Source organism: Microvirga terricola (assembly GCF_011777495.1).
GTDB lineage: Bacteria > Pseudomonadota > Alphaproteobacteria > Rhizobiales > Beijerinckiaceae > Microvirga > Microvirga terricola.
On record NZ_JAATJS010000003.1, the window covers coordinates 238,659 to 257,064 of the forward strand.

An 18,406-nucleotide genomic window follows, 5' to 3' on the forward strand; every position below is an offset into this window, starting at 1 on the left:
GCTCGCTCAGGCCCGTCCGACGCTCATATAGGTAAATCCGCGCCGCTGCATCTCGTCGGGGCGGTAAACGTTGCGCAGGTCGACGACGACCGGCTCGGCCAGCGCGGCCTTCAGGCGGGTCAGGTCGAGCGCGCGGAACATGTCCCATTCCGTCACGATGACAAGGGCGTCGGCGCCGCGAGCGCAGTCATACGCGTCCTTGGCGTAATCAACATTCGTCAGCACCGCCGTGGCGGCTTCCATGCCCTCGGGGTCGTAGGCGCGAACCTTTGCGCCCGAGTCCTGGAGGGTGGTGATGATGTCGATGGAGGGGGCGTCCCGCATGTCGTCCGTGTTGGGCTTGAAGGTCAGCCCCAGCACGGCGATAGTCTTGCCCCGCACGGTACCGCCGCAGGCCGCCACGACCTTGCGCCCCATGGCGCGTTTGCGCTGGGAATTTACCGCCGCCACCGTCTCGACGATGCGGATCGGTGCATCGTGGTCTTGGGCGGTCTTAATCAGGGCCAGCGTATCCTTCGGGAAGCACGAGCCGCCATAGCCCGGACCCGCGTGGAGGAACTTCGAGCCGATGCGGTTATCGAGCCCGATGCCGCGCGCCACGTCCTGCACATTGGCCCCCACCTGCTCGCAGAGGTCCGCGATTTCGTTGATGAACGTGATCTTGGTCGCCAAAAAGGCGTTGGCCGCGTATTTCGTCAGTTCCGCGGTGCGCCGCGACATGGCGAGCAGGGGCGACTGGTTCAGGTAGAGCGGGCGGTAGATCTCCGTCATCACGCCCTTGGAGCGCTCGTCCTCGGCACCGATGACGATGCGGTCGGGGCGCTTGAAATCCGAGATGGCCGCGCCTTCGCGCAGGAATTCGGGGTTCGAGACGACGGAGAATTCCGCATCGGGCCGGATTTCACGGATGATCCGCTCCACCTCATCGCCGGTGCCGACCGGGACCGTCGATTTGGTGACGACGACCGTGTAGCCGTCCATGGCCGCCGCGATCTCCCGCGCGGCCTGATAGACGTAAGTGAGGTCGGCATGACCGTCGCCCCGGCGGGAGGGGGTGCCGACGGCGATGAACACCGCCTCGGCATTCTTCACCGCCTGGGAAAGGTCGCCGGCGAAGGACAAGCGCCCCTCGCGCACGTTATTGGCGACAAGGCCTGCCAGGCCAGGTTCGTAGATGGGGATTTCGCCGCGATTGAGGGCCTCGATCTTGGTCGGATCCTTGTCCACGCAGCAGACGTCGTGTCCGAAATCCGCGAAGCAGGCGCCCGAAACTAGGCCGACATAGCCCGCCCCAATCATCGCAACACGCATCAAGAGCTCTCCGACTGTCAGAGCGCTGGATTTAAGGCGGCAACAGCCAAGCCGCAACCCGAACCTGCGGAATCTGCTCTACATGGGCTATGCGACTCTTTTGAAACAAGGATTCCTTTGACTTCCGCCCTCATCGCGGACAAAACACCGCCCTTCAACGTGAGGCTGCCTATGGACAATCCCTTTCTCGTCGAGGTTACGCGCGGAAATCTGGTCGAATCGCGTCACCGGGGCTCGATTGCCGTCGTCGACGCGGATGGGGGGACGGTTTTGTCCCTTGGCGATGTCGAAAGGCGCGTTTTTCCGCGCTCGGCGGTCAAGGCAATCCAGGCTCTGCCCCTGATCGAGAGCGGGATTGCGGACAAATACAGCCTTTCGGATGAGGAAATCGCGCTGGCCTGCGCGTCCCATTCGGGCGAGCCGGAACATGTGCGGGTCGCCCAATCCATGCTGGCAAAGGCGGGCCGGGACGCGACCTGCCTTGAATGTGGGGCCCATTGGCCTTCGGGCGAGGCAGCGAAACTGGCGCTGGCGGCGCAGGGCGAGAAACCGAATGCCCTTCACAACAACTGCTCGGGCAAACATGCCGGCTTCATCTGCCTTGCCTGCGGGCTTGATGAGGACCCGCGCGGCTACGTGAAGTCCGCGCACCCGGTCCAGCAGGCCGTCCGCGCTGCGCTGGAGGACCTGACCGGCGCCTCGCACACGGAGGAGGTCAGCGGTATCGACGGCTGTTCCATCCCCACCTACGCTATTCCGCTCCCCTCCCTGGCTTTCGGCTTTGCGAAATTCGGCGCAGGCGTCGGCCTGTCGAGCGGCTACAAAAGCGCTGCCGAGCGCATCCGCCAGGCGGTGGCGCGGCACCCGTTCATGGTGGCGGGAACCGACCGCTTCGATACGAAGCTGATGACTGTGCTCGGGGAACGGGTCTTCGTAAAGGTTGGGGCTGAGGGCGTTTTTTGCGCGGCTTTTCCGGAACTCGGATTTGGCGTCGCGCTGAAGGCCGACGATGGTAACGGCCGTGCCGCTGAAGCTATGATGGCTGGCCTCGTCCTGCGCTTCCTGCAGCTTGCGGACGAGCAACGCGCGGCGGTCGAGGCGCTGGCGCAGCCCGTGCTGAAGAATTGGAACGGCATCGAGGTCGGACGCATCCGGCCTTCTTCCGATTTTCTGCAGTAGCAGTCAGGTCGGCCAGACGCGTCGCGCCCAGCCGACCTGAGGATCGTTCAGAAAACGAAGAAGTCCGCCGCGGTCATCTTCAGTTTCTTGCTGATTGTCGCGAAAGCAATGGCTTGCCCCGCGCCATTGCCGTCGGCGTCGTAATAGAGAATGCCCTTCTTGTTGTCGTAGATGATGCGGTCATCCGCATCATGGGCCTTCGCGCCGATCCAGAACGCGCCCTTGGCGAGAGCGCCTTTCTTGGCGATCTTGTCGAAGATCTTCTTCGACAAATAGATCGTGTCGTCCTTCACGTTGAAGTCGGCGATCTTGTCGAGGTTGGTCTTGGCGTTCAGCTTGGTGTCGAAGACAAAGCGGTCCTTGCCAGCGCCGCCGATCAAGATGTCGTTGCCGAGGCCACCGGCCAACTTGTTGGCTCCCGCATTGCCGGTGATCGTGTTCTTGAGCGCATTGCCGGTCAGGGAAATCGCGTCGGCACCAAGGGCGGTGAGGTTTTCGACGTAGTTCGCTAGGATATAGCTGACGCTCGTATAAACGAGGTCTGCCGTGCCGCCGGTTGAGGTTTCGACGATCACATCCTTGGCATTGTCGACATAATAGACGTCATTGCCCGTGCCGCCGGCCATCTTGTCCGCACCGGCGCCGCCATCGAGCGTGTCATTGCCGGCTTCGCCGTTGAGCACGTTGGCTGCGGCGTTGCCGATGATGACGTTGTTGGAAGCATTGCCGGTCAAAGAGATTGCGGCGGTGCCTGTCGCAGTCAGGTTCTCGATATTCGCCGACAGGGTGTAGCTGGCGCTGGTGAAAACCTTGTCGGCTGTACCGCCTGTGGAAGTCTCAATGATCTGATCGCCGGCGTCGTCGACATAGTACGTGTCATTCCCCACGCCGCCGACCATGGTGTCCGCACCCGTCCCGCCATCGAGCGTGTCATCGCCCAAGCCGTCGCCGCTGCCACCATAGAGCTTGTCGTTGCCTTCGCGGCCGGTGAGGTGATCGTTGCCATAGGCGCCGCCGCTGAGGGTGTCGCCGAAAGCCGTTCCGATCAACTGGTCGTTATCGTCCGAGCCTGGAAGGTTGATCGCCTTGAACCGAGCGTCAATCACCTGTCCGCGAATACCGTCCATATCGTCGGTTCGTCCGGGGATCGCCTCGTCCCACGCGGCGATAAGACGACCGTCGGTGAGTTCGACCACCGTCGGAACAGTGCGATCACCCTCGCCAAAAGCTTTGCTCAGCACGGTGTCTGTGCCAATGCGGTTCTTGCTTTCATCGAAGACAGCGAGCTTGACCTGCGGAATGCCCTCGGCACTCCCATCGAGATAGGTGATTGCGAAGCCGCCCTGAGACAAAGCCGTCACGGTCGGGCTGCTTTGATCGCGCGCTCTGATCTGGTTCACGACGAAGGCATCGCCAACCTCCGTTCCATTCGCCTCATAGACCTGAGCCATGACATTCGTGCCATCGTCGGCCCCGTCACCGTCGGCATCTTCGCGGCTATCCGTGGTCCAAGTGACGATGAAACGGCCGTCGGACAGGGCGGTCGCCGTCGGCCGGGTCCCCTGCTTGATCACTCCGGAAAGTGGAATTTCGTTTTCCAGGGCCAGCGCTGTGCCGTTGACCGAGAAAAGGCGGATAACGACATTCTCCGCTTTCTCGCCGACAATCGCGCCGATCTCGTTGTAGACGGCGACGAGATGGCCATTTTTCAGGGTGATGATCGAGCTATTCGTCTGTGAGCCGCCTGCCACTCTAATATCGGCTGCCGCGTGCGCCAGTGTGCCGTCGAAGACTACGGCCTTGACGTCGTAATCGGTGGGGATCGCCGGATCTTCGGAAACCGTGCCGTTGATGCTCGTATATGAGACGACGAAGCCTTTGCCGGACGTCGCGGTGATCTGAGGCTTCGTCAGAGGGCCGGTCGTGCTTGAGGCAATCTCGAAATCGTCCGTCCCGCCTTCTTCCGCTCCATTGAGATCGACGGGCGTGCCATCCGTATTCAGGATGCGGCCCCTGATCGAATAGGTCACAACGCCTTCGACGACGCTGCGGCTTTCCCATGCATAAAGGACGTTGCCATCCTTCAGTTGCGTCACGACAGGGTTCGTGTTCGAGCCGCCTTCATTTGTGCTCACGACGATCAGGTCGCCCTGGCTCGCGGCGCCGGAATAGAAGCGCTGTGCGTAAATGGTGCTGACTTCCACGCCAAGCTCGTTCACGGTCGTGTTTTGCCAGACGGCCATGAACTTGCCGTTGTCGAGCGCCTGCAACTGCACGCCGGACTGAACGCCGCTCTTCACCGTGTTGACGAGAAATTCGCCCCAGAGGATCGCCGCCATAATATGCCCCGATAAATCCTATGCCTGAATGGCACTTTATAACGTATCTTATGGAGGCTTCCGATATGGAAAGGCAAGTCACTTTTGGTCTGGAACGGATTGGATTGTGCGTCGAGCAAAGTCCGTGTGTAAGGGCTAAAGACCCAGCAACTTTACGATTTCGGTTGCACCGGCGTCCGGCGACAAAGAGCCCTCGGCAATAGACCCTTCGATTTCAGGCAGCCGCTTTTTCAAAGCGGGATCATGGGTCAGCCGGTCGTGCAGGCGCTCATGGACGAGGGCCCACATCCACTTCGTGTCCTGCGCGTGGCGCTTGGCGGCCAACTCGCCCGTCGCCTCCAGCCGCTTGCGGTGATCGAGGATCTTGCTCCAGACCTCGTCGAGCCCCTGGCCGGTGAGGCCCGAAATGGTCAGGACCGGGGGCGTCCAGGCCGGGGAGGCCGGGGTGAGGATATGCAGGGCCGATTTGTATTCGGCGGCGGCGGTCTTCGCTTTCGGGCCGGCGTCGTCCGCCTTGTTGACCGCGATCATGTCGGCGAGTTCGAGGATGCCCTTCTTGATCCCCTGCAACTCATCACCTGCGCCCGGCAGCATCAGGACGAGGAAGAAATCGGTCAGATCGGCCACCGCGGTCTCGGATTGTCCGACGCCGACTGTCTCCACCAGAATCACATCGAAGCCTGCGGCTTCGCATAGCAGCATCGTTTCGCGGGTTTTCGCGGCAACCCCGCCGAGAGTGCCGGAAGAGGGCGAGGGGCGGATGAAGGCGTTGGGGTCGATGGCGAGCCGCGCCATGCGCGTCTTGTCACCGAGAATCGCCCCACCGCTGCGGGTGGAGGAGGGGTCGACGGCCAGCACGGCGACCTTGTGGCCCCTCTCGGTCAGCATGGAGCCAAGGCTGTCGATGGTGGTCGACTTGCCGACGCCCGGCACGCCGGTAATTCCAACCCGCACGGCCTTGCCCGTATGGGGCATCAGCTCCTGAAGCAGTTCCCTGGCCGCCGCCCGATGATCGGCGCGGCGCGATTCCATCAAGGTAATCGCACGCGCCAGGGCGGCGCGGTCGCCCTTCAGAACAGCCCCGACGGTCACTTTCGGCTGGGTTGAAACTTTTGTCATGGCCCGAGGAGTACCACCCTTCGGTACTGCTGTAACCGATGGTTCACCAAGACGGGAGAGGAAGAATAGGAAGGTTCCCCTTCGCCTTGCGCTCGCCATCTTCGCGCGCAACAGAGCGTTGTCCTCTTCTTTGTTCTCACCCGCCTAGACTGATGCTTCCTTCTTTTTCCCGCCTCTCCCGCCTTACCGTCGTCTGCCTTGCAGGTCTTGCCCTCTCGGGTTGCCTGGGTGGGGAAACGCCGCTTGCGGGCGGCTCCGGCATCCTGCGCGCGCCTCGCCCTGGCTTGCGCAGCGATCCGACCCTTCTTGTCGCGACAACCCGCCTCCCGGTGTCTGGAACGCTGCAAAAGCCCTGGTTCACCAGCGAGCGCTCGCCGGATTTCATTTTCGCCCAGGCACGCCTGACGCCACCGGACCGTTCGCTGCTCGGACGCGTGACATCAGGCGGGTGGAGCATCGCCTCCGTCGATTCGCTTGAGAAAAAGAGCGCCGCGCAGGCCTTCGCGCAGGCGGCCTTGGGGCGGGATCTTTTGCTCTACATCCACGGCTATCGCGAGAGCTTCGAGACCGCTGCGGCCTCGACCATCGAATTGTCGGAGGGCATCAAGTTTCCCGGCGCGACGGGCCTCTTCACCTGGCCGTCCGCCGCCTCGACCTTCGGCTACGTGAGCGACCGCGAAAGCGCCATGTGGTCGCGCGATGCACTGGAGGATCTGTTGACCGCCATCGCCAATTCGCCGAGCGGCGGGCGCATCAACATTGTCGCGCACAGCATGGGCACTCTGCTGACGCTCGAAACGCTGCGGATGCTGCGCGCGTCCGGCGGCGAAAGCGCCATGGCGCGCATTGGTTCGGTGGTTTTGGCTGCTCCCGACATCGACATCGACCTTTTCGCGCGCGGGCTGGAGCGCCTGGGGCCGGATGCGAAGAAGATCACGGTCATCAGTTCGACCAACGACCGCGCTCTCGCGGTGTCAAGCCGTCTCGCCGGCGGCATTATCCGCGCCGGCGCGGCGGACCGCGAGCGGCTGGAATCGCTCGGCGTGCGTGTCGCCGATGCGTCGGAGTTCAGCAGCGGCATTATCAACCACGATCTGTTTCTGTCGAACAAAGACGTACAGCAGGTCGTAAAGCGCGCCATCGAGCGGGAGCACCAGTAGCCCGGCGCAAGCTTTTTCCTAGGTCGGATTGCGCGGAAGAGCTGGCGAGTAAATGGTGACCGTCACGTCGCCGTTGACGGCTTCTGGCTTGACCGAGGCGAAGGATAACTCGATCTCTCCCAGCCGAGGATGGCGCATCCGCTTCGTGCGGAGCTCCGACTGCGCCACCGCGCCCTCGCGCCAGATGCGCCTGAAGTCTGCGCATTCCTCCAACATCGTATCGACGAGAGTCTGAGCGCGTGCGGGATTGGGCGCGCGCATCATGGCGGCACGAAATTGCGCGACGGCGGATGCGACGATGACATTCCAATCAACGAACAATTGCCGCCATGCGGGCTGACGAAACAGAAGTCGCAGGAGATTCCGCTCACCCGGTGCGACGGCACCGAAATTGCCGAGAAGATCGGTCGCCGCCTCGTTCCAGGCGATGACGTCCCAGACACCGTTGAGCGCATAGGCCGGTTGCGGGTCCAGGCTGTCGATCCAGGCGGTCAGCGCGGGAGAAGCCTGCTGTGTGAGGGCGCCGGCCTTCGATGCGGGGCGAGCCAGGAGGTGAAGATACTCGCGCTCGGCATCGCTCAACAATAGAGCGCGCGCCAGCCGCTCCACCAGATCCGATGAGGCTTGAACGTCGCGGCCCTGTTCCAGCCATGTGTACCACGTGGTGCTGGTGCCTGCGCGCTGGGCCACTTCTTCTCGTAGCAGGCCTTTGGTTCGCCGACGGGCGGACATCGGTAGTCCAATGGCGACTGCGGAGACGGCGGACCGCTTGAGCTTGAGAAACTCGGCGAGTTCCTTGCGGCGTTCCCATCCGAGATCATTTTGCTCTGCTGATGCTGGTACTGCGGGTACTAGCATAACAAGACTCCTGTTCCGCCGAGATCGGCTCTGCGATTTCACGCTGCCTCATCTACTGGAGATTAGCATGATGTCGAGAAGAGATCTTTTGGCAACAGCGGCGGGTACAGTCGTCGCCATGTCCACAACTGGCGTGGCCGCAGCGGCGGAAAGCCCACTAAAAGCAATCGGCAAGATTGACTACACAGTCGTCTTCGCGCGCAACATGGCGGCCATGCGCGCCTTCTACAACACGGTGATGATGTTTCCGGTCAAGTACGAGCTGTCTGCCGACTGGATCGAGTACAAGGTCGGAGACAACGTTCTCGCCCTCGCTCACCCGTTCTTCAACAAGGACGATGCCCCGGTTCCGCCGCAGGCTGCCGCGCTGCAACTCGCATTCAAGGTCACGCCGAGCCAGGTCGACGAATGCGCTGAGGCACTCAAGAAGGTTGGGGTTGCAATCGTCTCTCCCCCTACGAACCAGCCTTGGGGACATCGCACGCTGTTCTTCCGCGATCCTGATGGCAACTTGATTGAGATTTTCGCCGATATTTAAGCGTTGAGAAGCATTTAACGCAGAGCAGGGGCAGAACATTAAACGATCTGCCCCTTCTTGCTGTTCTCGTCCGGCTGAAATGACGGATGACTACTCCGCCGCCTGCTTCGGCCCGTAGCCGAGGCGTTTGTTGAGATCTTCGATCAGATCGGCAGCCGCATCGGCGATCACGGTTCCCGGCGGGAAGATGGCGGCGGCTCCGGCTTCCTTAAGCGCGTCGAAATCCTGCGGCGGGATGACGCCCCCGACGGCGATCATGATGTCCTCGCGGCCATATTTGGCGAGCTCGGCGCGCAGCTCCGGGACGAGGGTCAGGTGGCCCGCCGCGAGCGACGACACGCCGATGATGTGGACGTCGTTTTCGATGGCCTGACGCGCGGCCTCGGCAGGGGTGGCGAAGAGCGGGCCGATATCGACATCGAAGCCGAGATCCGCGAAGGCGGAGGCAATGACCTTCTGGCCGCGGTCGTGTCCGTCCTGCCCCATCTTGGCGACGAGAATGCGCGGGCGACGGCCGTCATTGGCCTCGAACTCCTCGACCAGATGGCGGATGCGCTCGATGGCTGGCGATTCCATGCCGACCTCCCGTTTGTAGACGCCCGAGATGGCCCTGATCTCGGCGCGGTGGCGGCCCCAGACTTTTTCCAGCGCATCGGAAATTTCGCCGACCGTGGCCTTTGCACGCGCGGCTTTCACGGCAAGGTCGAGCAGGTTGCCATTGCCAGACGCCGCTCCTTGCGAGAGTGCATTGAGCGCCGCATCCACATCGGCCTGAATGCGCTCGGCGCGCAGGCGCTTGAGCTTTTCGATCTGGCGGTTGCGCACCGCTGCGTTGTCGACCTTCAAAATCTCGATGGAAGCTTCGTCCGTCGGGCGGAAGCAATTGACGCCGATGATCTTCTGATGGCCTGAATCGGTGCGGGCCTGTGTGCGCGCGGCGGCTTCCTCGATCTTCAGTTTCGGGATGCCCGCCTCGATGGCCTTCGCCATGCCGCCGAGAGTCTCGACTTCCTGAATGTGACTCCAGGCCTTCTCGGCGAGCTCCTGCGTCAGCCGTTCGACGTAATAAGAGCCGCCCCATGGATCGATGATGCGCCCGGTACCGCTTTCCTGCTGCAGGAAGAGCTGCGTGTTGCGGGCAATGCGCGCGGAAAAATCGGTCGGCAGAGCCAGCGCTTCGTCGAGCGCGTTGGTGTGCAGCGACTGCGTGTGGCCTTGCGTTGCCGCCATCGCCTCGATGCATGTGCGCGCCACGTTGTTGAACACATCCTGCGCCGTCAGCGACCAGCCGGAGGTCTGCGAGTGGGTGCGCAAGGGAAGCGACTTCTCGCTCTGCGGGTTGAAGCCTTTCACCAGCTTCGCCCAGAGCAGGCGCGCGGCGCGCATCTTGGCCACTTCCATGAAGAAGTTCATGCCGATGGCCCAGAAGAACGAGAGGCGCGGTGCGAACTGATCGATGGTCAGCCCCGCGGCAAGTCCTGCGCGGATATACTCGACGCCGTCGGCGAGCGTGTAGGCGAGTTCGAGATCCTGCGTCGCTCCGGCCTCCTGCATGTGGTAGCCGGAGATCGAGATGGAATTGAACTTCGGCATATTCGCGGAGGTATATGCGAAGATGTCCGAGATGATGCGCATCGACCCCTTCGGCGGGTAGATATAGGTGTTGCGCACCATGAACTCTTTGAGAATGTCGTTTTGAATCGTGCCGGAGAGTTTGTTTGCGGGAACGCCTTGTTCCTCCGCCGCAACGATGTAGAGCGCCAGCACCGGTAGGACCGCGCCGTTCATGGTCATCGACACGCTCATCTGATCGAGCGGGATGCCCTCGAACAGGGTGCGCATGTCGTAGATCGAGTCGATGGCGACGCCCGCCATACCCACATCGCCGGCGACACGCGGGTGGTCGCTGTCATAGCCGCGATGGGTCGCGAGATCGAAGGCGACGGAGAGGCCCTTCTGCCCCGCCGCGAGATTGCGGCGATAGAAGGCGTTGGAATCCTCAGCCGTAGAGAACCCGGCGTACTGGCGCACGGTCCACGGCTGGTTCACATACATGGTCGGGTAGGGGCCGCGCAGGAACGGCGCGACGCCCGGATAGGTGTCGAGAAAATCGATGCCCGCCCGGTCCTCGGGACCGTACGCCCCCTTGACCGCAATGCCCTCCGGCGTCAGCCAGGGCTCCCCAGCGGGAGGAGGGGAGGGCAACGCGACGTCCGCCCAAGCGATGCGCGAAAAGTCGGGGATGCGGGTCATGCCTTTTGAAACACTCACGGACACGCTGATCGAAACATGAATGCATTCTAAGACATCCGCTACCGGGATGCTATCGGCCTGTCATTCGAAGATCGGCCGGGACGCTAACGCAGCCTCGTCCTGGGAGACCAGCAGCAGCGGCCTTGTTAGCGTCGCGCTTAGCCGGAAACCGTGCTCGATCGCTTCTGCGCCGTCCAGCGGCCGGAGCAGCCGAAGGAGGCGAGCCTCCAGGTCCCGGCGCCGGATCGGCCGTTGAGGCGGCCATTAGCGTCGACCTTGGCGATGCTGCGGCGGATGTCGAGATTGACCGCGCCGTCCGCGTTGATGCGGCCATAGACGGTGGTTGGTGAATCGCCTGGCGAAAGAAGATAGCGGACGTTCCCGTTCTCGATGGCGATGGAATAGTTGTAGCTGGCACTGCAGAGGCCGGAATCCGTCACCATGCGGACGCTCCAGGTGCCGTCATTATGGCTGGGGGCGGCCATGGCGTTGCCGCAAATGGCTAGGCCCAACGTCAGGGCCAAAATGGATGGTTTCGCGAAGTTCTTCACAGTGCTTTCTCCCGGGTTCAAGGCCGGAAGAACGCCTCAAGCCTCTGCGCAGGCCGCTTCGAGCGCCTCGCTCAAGACCTTAAGGGTGTCGCACCCGGCAAAGATAAAAGTGGTAATGCCGGCGCGGGACAGCTTCTCCTGGCTTTCTCCGGGGCGGCCGGCGAGAAAAATACGATCCGCTCCGGCATCCCGCAAGGTCGTTGCTGTCGCAGCCGCCTGATCTTCATAGATCTCATCTGTCGAGCAGATGCAGGAAAGCTTCGATCGACTGTCGATATAGGCTTTCTTGAGACCTTCTTGCGTCGTAAAGCCATCGTTGGTGATGGCTTCTATTCCTGCCGCCTCGAAGAAATTTTTCGCGAAGGTTGCGCGGGCGGTGAAGGCAGCGACGGGGCCGAGATTGGCGAGAAAGATCTTGGGGCGCGAGTCCGTGCGTGCGCGATAAGCGTCGGACGCATCGCGCAGGCGCTCGAAGGGCTCTGCCAATCGGATGGAGGGCAGGGGCGCGATGCTCACGCCGCCTTCCTCTGCTGAGGGCGTGGGTGCGGCCTCCCGGCGGGGGAGGAGGACTGCCACATCCGCTTCTGCGATGTTGGGGAATTCGCTGGTGCCGGTGATCGGCTCTTTACGCGTGGCGACCGCCTTTTCGCGTTGGGCGCGGACGGCGGCGATGCGGCCTTGTAGGAGGCCGTGGGTCAGGCTTTCCACGATGCCGCCTTCGCGCTCGATTTCCTGGAACAGTGCCCAGGCCTTGTCGGAAAGCGCTTCCGTCAGCGCCTCGAAGCCGCCTGCGCCGGCAGCAGGGTCGGCGACGCGCCAGAGATTGGATTCGTCGAGCAGGATCAGCTGCGTGTTGCGCGCCACCCTTCGGGCGAAGGCATCGGGCAGACCGAGCGCGGCGGTGAAGGGCAGGACCGTGATGGCATCCGCGCCGCCGATCCCGGCGGAGAAAGTGGCGACTGTTGCCCGTAGCATGTTCACCCACGGGTCGCGGCGCGTCGTCATTCGCCATGCCGTTTCAGCTTGAAGACGGATCGGCTTCGGGGCGAGCCCGCAGGCCTGCTCCACGCGGGCCCAAAGCAACCGTAGGGCGCGGAATTTCGCGACCGTCAGAAACTCGTCCGCATCGGCGACGAGGAGGAAGGAGAGCGCATCGCGCGCGGCTTCGAGCGAATGGTCCTGCGCTTCCAGCGCGCGCAGATAGGCGACGCCGGTTGCAAGCACCGCAGCCAGCTCCTGCGCCTCGCTCGCGCCTGCCTCATGATAGGGTCGTCCGTCGGCGAGGAAGGCGCGTCCCTTGAAGCCACGCCCAGCTAGGTCTTCGAACGTCGCTCCCATGCGATGAGCCACTTCGTCCCACGCGACGGAGAGCGAGCCCAAGGCGGCGAGGCCGCCGATGGGATCCATGCCGAGGTCGAGGGAGAGGTCCGAAAGGGCATGGCCGCGCCGTTCCGCGAGAGCAATGAGCTTTTCCGCCATCGGTCGGCCGTGGCCGCCCGTATCGAGGCGCAGATGGATCAGATCGAGCATCACGCCGGAAAGCGCGCGATCCAGATCCTCGACCGTCTCGGCGTGAACGCCGAAGCCGCGCGCGGCGGGCGCTCGGCTGGTGACGAGGGTCAGCGCGTCCGCGCCGCCTTCGAGGTCGAGAAGGGCGAGTTCGTTCGCCTTGGCCGGGTTGGGATGATCGACGCGTTGCGACACCCGCCAGCGGCCGGATTCAGGGCGCGCGATATGCGCAGCACCTTCCGCCTTAGGATAGAGCGGCTGGATGTCGAGGCCGTCATAGGTGCGCCCGACAAGCTTCTTCTGGAAATCCGACCCTTTGAGCACGCCCTCGACCAGCGCGAGCCATTGCTCGCGTGTGGCGGGGGGGAAATCGGCGGCGAGAGAGAGAGCGTCCATGATGGCCTTCGGAGGCGGGCAGCTTGAAATTGCGCGGGAAGATATAGGTTCGGCTGAGGCGTGAAAATGCCTCTAATGGCCACTCCGCGAATCTCCGCGAGATCGGCCACACAGGAAGGCTAGAAAGCGATCGACCATGGTGGCCGGCTCTGTCACCTTCGAGGACCTATCGGTTCCCAGTTCGCGAATGGTGGGGCCTGATCCTGAAAGGGCAGTTTCCGGTTCGAGATTGAGAGCACTCCTCCGTCATTGTACCCAACCAAGACGAATGCGATTGAGGTCGCTTGGGCTTCAGCCTGCCTCACGGCTTCGTACACTGAGACTGGGCGGTACTGACTCTCGTGCGTGACGATGAAGTATGTATCCGGGAAAGCGCCCCGCAGATGTTGGGTCTCCCAGAGATAATCATCAAGAGAAGATAGATTTGCCAGCTGTGGCAATTGCTGGCCCTCCACTTCGAGGCGGAGCAGATTCAGATTGTTTCCTTCAATGAACTTCGCAATTTGAGCTACGCCTTCATGAAAATATCTCATTTTTCTTCCGCATGTGGCCGTTCCGTACGGTCACGTCGTCCGGAACGGCCTGAAAACCTGACTCAAACGAATTGCGACAGGCCGGGGATGGAGCCGACGATGGGGCCCATCACGTCCTCGCCCGCCTTTTCGCGGCCATAGGCAAAGAGTTCGCGACCCAAGGGCTGCATCTGGCCCATGGAAACGCCGGCCCCCATGAGCTGGCCGCCGAGCGCCATGACGCCGCCACCCATGGCTCCCATCATGCCCATAAGGCCGCCCCCGCCGCCTTTGCCGGCCTGCGCGATGGCATCCTCGGCCCCGGGCAGCGCGGCGATGAGCTGGTTCACTTCCGCCGTGGGGCCTTCCTTGCGCAGAAAGGCCAAAATCATGCCGATGGCCTTGGTCGAGGTCGCGGCATCCAGGCCCGTCTTTTGTGTGACGCGGGCGATGAGTTCTTCCATGTGATTCTCCTGCAAAGGCTCGCGCGCGATACTTCGGGCTGGACGGTTGTAAATCAAGTGAGCGGCGGAGTGGAAACCGGCGCGAGAAGTTTCTACACTCAAGGGGCACCCGCAAAGAGGAACGCAATGCTTCAAGACGGCAACATCTTCATCGGCAAGAGCACCAAGCCGGAATATCTGGATCTGGCGCTCGCCAACCGGCACGGCCTGATCACGGGCGCGACGGGCACGGGCAAGACCGTGTCCCTGCAGGTGCTGGCGGAGGGCTTTTCCGAAGCGGGCGTTCCGGTTTTCGCCGCCGACATCAAGGGCGACCTTTCCGGCATCGGAGCCCCCGGCACGCCGAAGGACGCCTTCCTGAAGCGCGCCAAGGAGATTGGCGTCGACTACAAGCCGGATCAGTTTCCCGTCGTGTTCTGGGACCTCTTTGGCGAGCAAGGGCATCGCGTGCGCGCCACCGTGTCGGAGATGGGCCCGCTGTTGATCTCGCGCCTGCTCGATCTGAACGATGTGCAGGAAGGCGTGCTCAACATCGCGTTCCGCGTCGCGGACGAGCAGGGGCTTCTGCTCATGGATCTCAAGGATCTGCGAGCGCTCTTGCAGTTCGTTGCTGAGAACGCGCAGGAGCTGACGACGACTTACGGCAACGTGTCGAAGGCGACCATCGGCACCATTCAAAGGCAGCTGCTCGTTCTCGAAAACCAGAAGGGCGACGAGTTTCTGGGCGAGCCCGCGTTGAGCATCAAGGACCTGATGCGCACGGATCGCGACGGGCGCGGCATCGTCAACATTCTGGCGGCGGACAAGCTGATGAACAATCCGCGCCTCTACGCCACCTTCCTGCTGTGGCTGATGTCGGAATTGTTCGAGGAGTTGCCGGAGGTTGGTGATCTCGATCAGCCCAAGCTCGTGTTCTTCTTCGATGAGGCGCACCTGCTTTTCAGCGATGCGCCGAAGGCTCTCATCGAGACGGTGGAGCGCGTCGTGCGTCTCATCCGCTCGAAGGGCGTCGGCGTTTATTTCATCACGCAAAATCCCATCGACGTGCCGGAGACCATTCTCGCGCAATTGGGCAATCGCGTTCAGCATGCGTTGCGCGCGTATACGCCGCGCGAGCAGAAGGCGGTTCGCGTCGCCGCGCAGACTTTTCGCCAGAACCCGGCTTTCGATACCGAAAAGGTGATCACCGAACTCGGTGTCGGCGAGGCGCTGGTTTCGACCCTTGAAGGTAAGGGAGCGCCCTCGATGGTGGAGCGCACGCTCATCGCGCCGCCCATGGCGCAGGTTGGCCCCATCGATCAGGCGTTGCGCCGGCAGATCCTCGCCGCAAGCCCGCTCGGCGCGAAATACGATCAGGCCATCGATTCCGAGTCCGCTTATGAAATGCTGACTGCGCGTGCACAGAAGGCCGCTGCCGATGCGCAGGCGGCCCAGGGCGGAGGCGGCATTCTCGACATGCTCGGCAACCTTTTTGGCACCAATGGCCAACGCAAGGGCACGATGACCGTCGGCCAGCGCGTCACGCGCGAAGTCACCCGCACGGTCGTCAACCAGACCATCGGCAGCCTCGCGGCGGAACTCGGCAAATCGATTGCGGGCCGCCAGGGCGGCTCCATCGGCCGCGCCATCGTGCGCGGAACGCTCGGGGGAATTTTGCGGCGGTAGAAGCGCGGGAGGGGCATGCCATTGCCCCCCTTGCGACCACCTCCGGTTGGGGGCACCTTGTCGCCGCCTCAGATTCTCGAACTCTCACGGAAAACCATGTCCCACCTCGACAAAGTCCTCGCCAAGATCGATTCCGATCTCGATACCTCCCTGGAGCGCCTGTTCCATTGGCTCAAGATCCCCTCGATCTCGACCGATCCGGCCTACAAGGACCATTGCCGTAAGGCCGGGCAATGGCTGGTCGATGAGCTGAAGGGGATCGGCGTCGATGCCTCGTTGCGCGAGACGGGCGGGCATCCGGCGGTGGTCGGTCATGCCAAGGGCGATACGAAGCCGCATGTGCTGTTCTATGGCCACTATGACGTCCAGCCGGTCGATCCGCTGGACCTGTGGGATACGTCGCCCTTTGAGCCGAAGATTGCGATGCTTCCCGATGGCCGTAAGGTCATCAGCGCGCGCGGCTCGTCCGACGACAAGGGGCAGGTTCTGACCTTCGTGGAAGCCTGCCGCGCGTGGAAGGCGGTCACGGGCTCGCTGCCGATCAACATCACCTTCCTGGTTGAGGGTGCGGAAGAAGATGGCTCGAAGTTCCTGCCCGAGTTCATCCAGGCCAACAAGGACGAGCTGAAGGCCGATGTCGCGCTCGTCTGCGACACAGGCATGTGGGACCAGAACACGCCCGCCATCACCTCCTCGCTGCGCGGCATGGTCTATGAGGAAGTGATCGTCCGCTGCGCCGACCGGGACCTGCATTCCGGCACCTTCGGCGGTGCGGCGCAGAACCCGATTCATGTGCTCTCCAAAATCATCGCCGCGATCCACGACGAGAACGGCCGTATCACCATCAAGGACTTTTACGAAGGCGTGCCGGAAACGCCGACGCAGATTCTGGAGCAGTGGAAGAAGCTCAATCTGACGGAGGAGGACTTCTTGGGCCAGATCGGCCTGAAGCATTCCGCCGGTGAGAAGGGTCGTATGCTGATCGAGCAGGTCCAGTCGCGCCCGACTTGCGACGTCAACGGCATCATCGGCGGCTACACGGGCGAGGGCACCAAGACCGTGATTGCGGCGGAAGCGCGCTGCAAGATCTCCTTCCGCCTCGTGGGCGATCAGGACCCGGCGAAGATTTCGAAGAACTTCCAGGAGTTCGTGGAAGCCCGCGTCCCGGCGGATTGCTCGGTGGAGTTCATCCGCCACAAGGGCTCGCGCGCTCTCGCCCTGCCACACGACTTCCCGGCGCTCATTGCCGCGAAGGCCGCGCTGCATGACGAATGGCAGGCCGATCCCATCATCATCGGCATGGGCGGCTCGATCCCGGTCGGCGGCGACTTCAAGCGCACGCTCGGCCTCGACACGCTTTTCGTCGGCTTCGGTCTCGACGACGACCGCATCCACTCGCCGAACGAGAAGTACGACCTGAAAAGCTTCCACAAGGGCACGCGCTCATGGGCGCGCATCCTGGCGGCTCTGGCGAAGTAACATCCGCCGCTTTCAGCCTTCTGTTCTCTTAAAATCGCCGGGCCAGTGCCCGGCGATTTTCGTTTGGGGCGCCCACCGATCACTTTTTCCGATACGATCAATCAAAAGGATTGATTGCCCTTGGACCTCTTGCGCCATTGACGGCGGCGGAGGCGAGGGCTGGAATAAGACAACAACACTGACCGATAGGGAGAGCGCGGTGGCTTGGTATTCGCAGACATGGAACTGGTTCAACGGTGCCTGGCATGAGGGCAATCCGCCGCTCATCGGACCGCGCTCGCATGTCTCTTGGCTCGGCTCTTCCGTCTTCGACGGGGCCCGGGTCTTCGAGGGCGTGGCGCCGGATCTCGACCTGCATTGCGCCCGTGTGAACCGCTCGGCCAAGGTGCTTGGGCTTGAGCCGACGATGAAGTCCGAGGCGATCATCGATCTCGTCCGCGAGGGCGTGAAGAAATTTGCCCCCGGCACGGCTCTTTACGTGAAGCCGATGTATTGGGGCGAGGCCGAGGGCATGGCCACCATCGCCCCGGATCCGGAATCGACGCAGTTCTGCCTCAGCCTGTTCGAGGCTCCGATGCCGGTCCCGGGCGGGTTGTCGGTGATGAAGTCGAGCTTCCGTCGTCCGACGCTCGATTCCATGCCGACCGATTCCAAAGCGGGATGCCTTTATCCCAACAACGCCCGCGTCATTCGCGAGGCGAAGGCCAAGGGTTTTGACAACGCGCTTGTCTGTGACGCGCTCGGCAACGTGGCCGAAACCGGCACCTCCAACGTGTTCATGGCGAAGGACGGGGTGGTTCATACGCCGGCGGCGAACGGCACGTTCCTCAATGGCATCACGCGCCAGCGCGTGATCCGGCTGCTGCGCGAGAACGGCGCCACGGTGGTTGAGGGCACGCTGCGCTATGAGGATTTCGCGGAAGCGGACGAGATCTTCATTTCGGGCAACTATTCCAAAGTCATGCCTGTGCTGCGCATCGACAGCCGTGAGCTTCAGCCCGGCCCGTTCTATCGCAAGGCGCGCGAACTTTATTGGGCGTTCGCGCACGACAAGAAGATCTAACCGTTGTCGT

The 18,406-nt window shown here is 62.6% G+C and carries 14 protein-coding genes; 6 read left to right on the forward strand and 8 right to left on the reverse strand.

Annotation, left to right across the window (positions count from 1 at the left end):
- Positions 1-6: 6 nt before the first annotated feature.
- On the reverse strand, positions 7-1,311 hold the full coding sequence (locus tag HB375_RS09480) for a UDP-glucose dehydrogenase family protein (RefSeq protein WP_167672757.1): 1,305 nt from the start codon (positions 1,309-1,311) through the stop codon (positions 7-9).
- A 171-nt stretch (positions 1,312-1,482) separates the two neighbouring features.
- Here HB375_RS09480 and HB375_RS09485 point away from each other — a divergent pair, with 171 nt between their 5' ends.
- The gene (locus tag HB375_RS09485) at positions 1,483-2,490 is read left to right on the forward strand and encodes an asparaginase (RefSeq protein ID WP_167672758.1); all 1,008 of its coding nucleotides are present in this window, start codon (positions 1,483-1,485) and stop codon (positions 2,488-2,490) included.
- 47 nt (positions 2,491-2,537) lie between these two features.
- Here the strand turns inward: HB375_RS09485 and HB375_RS09490 are convergent, their stop codons facing one another.
- On the reverse strand, positions 2,538-4,829 hold the full coding sequence (locus HB375_RS09490; protein WP_167672759.1) for a calcium-binding protein: 2,292 nt from the start codon (positions 4,827-4,829) through the stop codon (positions 2,538-2,540).
- Positions 4,830-4,964: 135 nt separating this feature from the next.
- Positions 4,965-5,948: a methylmalonyl Co-A mutase-associated GTPase MeaB gene (gene meaB / locus HB375_RS09495; protein WP_167672760.1), complete on the reverse strand. Its 984-nt coding sequence runs from the start codon at positions 5,946-5,948 to the stop codon at positions 4,965-4,967.
- Positions 5,949-6,100: 152 nt separating this feature from the next.
- Between meaB and HB375_RS09500 the strand changes: the two genes are divergently transcribed.
- The gene (locus tag HB375_RS09500; protein WP_167672761.1) at positions 6,101-7,108 is read left to right on the forward strand and encodes an alpha/beta hydrolase; all 1,008 of its coding nucleotides are present in this window, start codon (positions 6,101-6,103) and stop codon (positions 7,106-7,108) included.
- An 18-nt stretch (positions 7,109-7,126) separates the two neighbouring features.
- Here HB375_RS09500 and HB375_RS09505 read toward each other — a convergent pair whose 3' ends face one another.
- Complete coding sequence (locus HB375_RS09505) at positions 7,127-7,966, reverse strand: helix-turn-helix transcriptional regulator (RefSeq protein ID WP_167672762.1); 840 nt, start codon at positions 7,964-7,966, stop codon at positions 7,127-7,129.
- A 67-nt stretch (positions 7,967-8,033) separates the two neighbouring features.
- On the opposite strand from HB375_RS09505, the gene HB375_RS09510 reads away from it, so the two are divergent.
- Entirely contained in the window at positions 8,034-8,504 is a 471-nt protein-coding gene (locus tag HB375_RS09510; protein ID WP_343232382.1) for a VOC family protein, read from the forward strand.
- 90 nt (positions 8,505-8,594) lie between these two features.
- On the opposite strand, the gene scpA is transcribed toward HB375_RS09510, so the two are convergent.
- The 4 genes from scpA to HB375_RS09530 form a co-directional block, all read right to left on the reverse strand.
- Positions 8,595-10,757, reverse strand: coding sequence for a methylmalonyl-CoA mutase (scpA, locus tag HB375_RS09515; protein WP_167672763.1), 2,163 nt, complete (start codon positions 10,755-10,757; stop codon positions 8,595-8,597).
- 158 nt (positions 10,758-10,915) lie between these two features.
- A complete protein-coding gene (locus HB375_RS09520) occupies positions 10,916-11,308 on the reverse strand; it encodes a hypothetical protein (protein WP_167672764.1) in 393 nt (130 codons plus the stop codon).
- Positions 11,309-11,344: 36 nt separating this feature from the next.
- Positions 11,345-13,213: a methylmalonyl-CoA mutase subunit beta gene (locus HB375_RS09525; RefSeq protein WP_167672765.1), complete on the reverse strand. Its 1,869-nt coding sequence runs from the start codon at positions 13,211-13,213 to the stop codon at positions 11,345-11,347.
- 595 nt (positions 13,214-13,808) lie between these two features.
- Complete coding sequence (locus HB375_RS09530; protein ID WP_167672766.1) at positions 13,809-14,189, reverse strand: DUF2267 domain-containing protein; 381 nt, start codon at positions 14,187-14,189, stop codon at positions 13,809-13,811.
- A gap of 126 nt (positions 14,190-14,315) precedes the next feature.
- Here HB375_RS09530 and HB375_RS09535 point away from each other — a divergent pair, with 126 nt between their 5' ends.
- From HB375_RS09535 to HB375_RS09545, 3 genes are all read left to right on the forward strand, one after another.
- A complete protein-coding gene (locus HB375_RS09535) occupies positions 14,316-15,854 on the forward strand; it encodes a helicase HerA-like domain-containing protein (RefSeq protein ID WP_167672767.1) in 1,539 nt (512 codons plus the stop codon).
- Positions 15,855-15,950: 96 nt separating this feature from the next.
- Positions 15,951-17,333 (forward strand): M20/M25/M40 family metallo-hydrolase, encoded by a 1,383-nt coding sequence (locus tag HB375_RS09540; protein WP_167672768.1) that lies wholly within the window; start codon positions 15,951-15,953, stop codon positions 17,331-17,333.
- A gap of 199 nt (positions 17,334-17,532) precedes the next feature.
- Positions 17,533-18,396 carry a branched-chain amino acid aminotransferase gene (locus HB375_RS09545; RefSeq protein WP_167672769.1) on the forward strand — a complete coding sequence of 288 codons (864 nt, stop codon included), beginning with the start codon at positions 17,533-17,535 and terminating at the stop codon, positions 18,394-18,396.
- Positions 18,397-18,406: the final 10 nt, after the last annotated feature.

Coding starts and splice junctions, on each gene's coding strand:
- HB375_RS09490 (WP_167672759.1), bottom strand. CDS start 4,829: ATGGCGGCGATCCTCTGGGGCGAATTTCTCGTCAACACGGTGAAGAGC.
- HB375_RS09535 (WP_167672767.1), top strand. CDS start 14,316: ATGCTTCAAGACGGCAACATCTTCATCGGCAAGAGCACCAAGCCGGAA.
- HB375_RS09485 (WP_167672758.1), top strand. CDS start 1,483: ATGGACAATCCCTTTCTCGTCGAGGTTACGCGCGGAAATCTGGTCGAA.
- HB375_RS09480 (WP_167672757.1), bottom strand. CDS start 1,311: ATGCGTGTTGCGATGATTGGGGCGGGCTATGTCGGCCTAGTTTCGGGC.
- HB375_RS09530 (WP_167672766.1), bottom strand. CDS start 14,189: ATGGAAGAACTCATCGCCCGCGTCACACAAAAGACGGGCCTGGATGCC.
- meaB (WP_167672760.1), bottom strand. CDS start 5,948: ATGACAAAAGTTTCAACCCAGCCGAAAGTGACCGTCGGGGCTGTTCTG.
- scpA (WP_167672763.1), bottom strand. CDS start 10,757: ATGACCCGCATCCCCGACTTTTCGCGCATCGCTTGGGCGGACGTCGCG.
- HB375_RS09525 (WP_167672765.1), bottom strand. CDS start 13,213: ATGGACGCTCTCTCTCTCGCCGCCGATTTCCCCCCCGCCACACGCGAG.
- HB375_RS09505 (WP_167672762.1), bottom strand. CDS start 7,966: ATGCTAGTACCCGCAGTACCAGCATCAGCAGAGCAAAATGATCTCGGA.
- HB375_RS09510 (WP_343232382.1), top strand. CDS start 8,034: ATGATGTCGAGAAGAGATCTTTTGGCAACAGCGGCGGGTACAGTCGTC.
- HB375_RS09500 (WP_167672761.1), top strand. CDS start 6,101: ATGCTTCCTTCTTTTTCCCGCCTCTCCCGCCTTACCGTCGTCTGCCTT.
- HB375_RS09540 (WP_167672768.1), top strand. CDS start 15,951: ATGTCCCACCTCGACAAAGTCCTCGCCAAGATCGATTCCGATCTCGAT.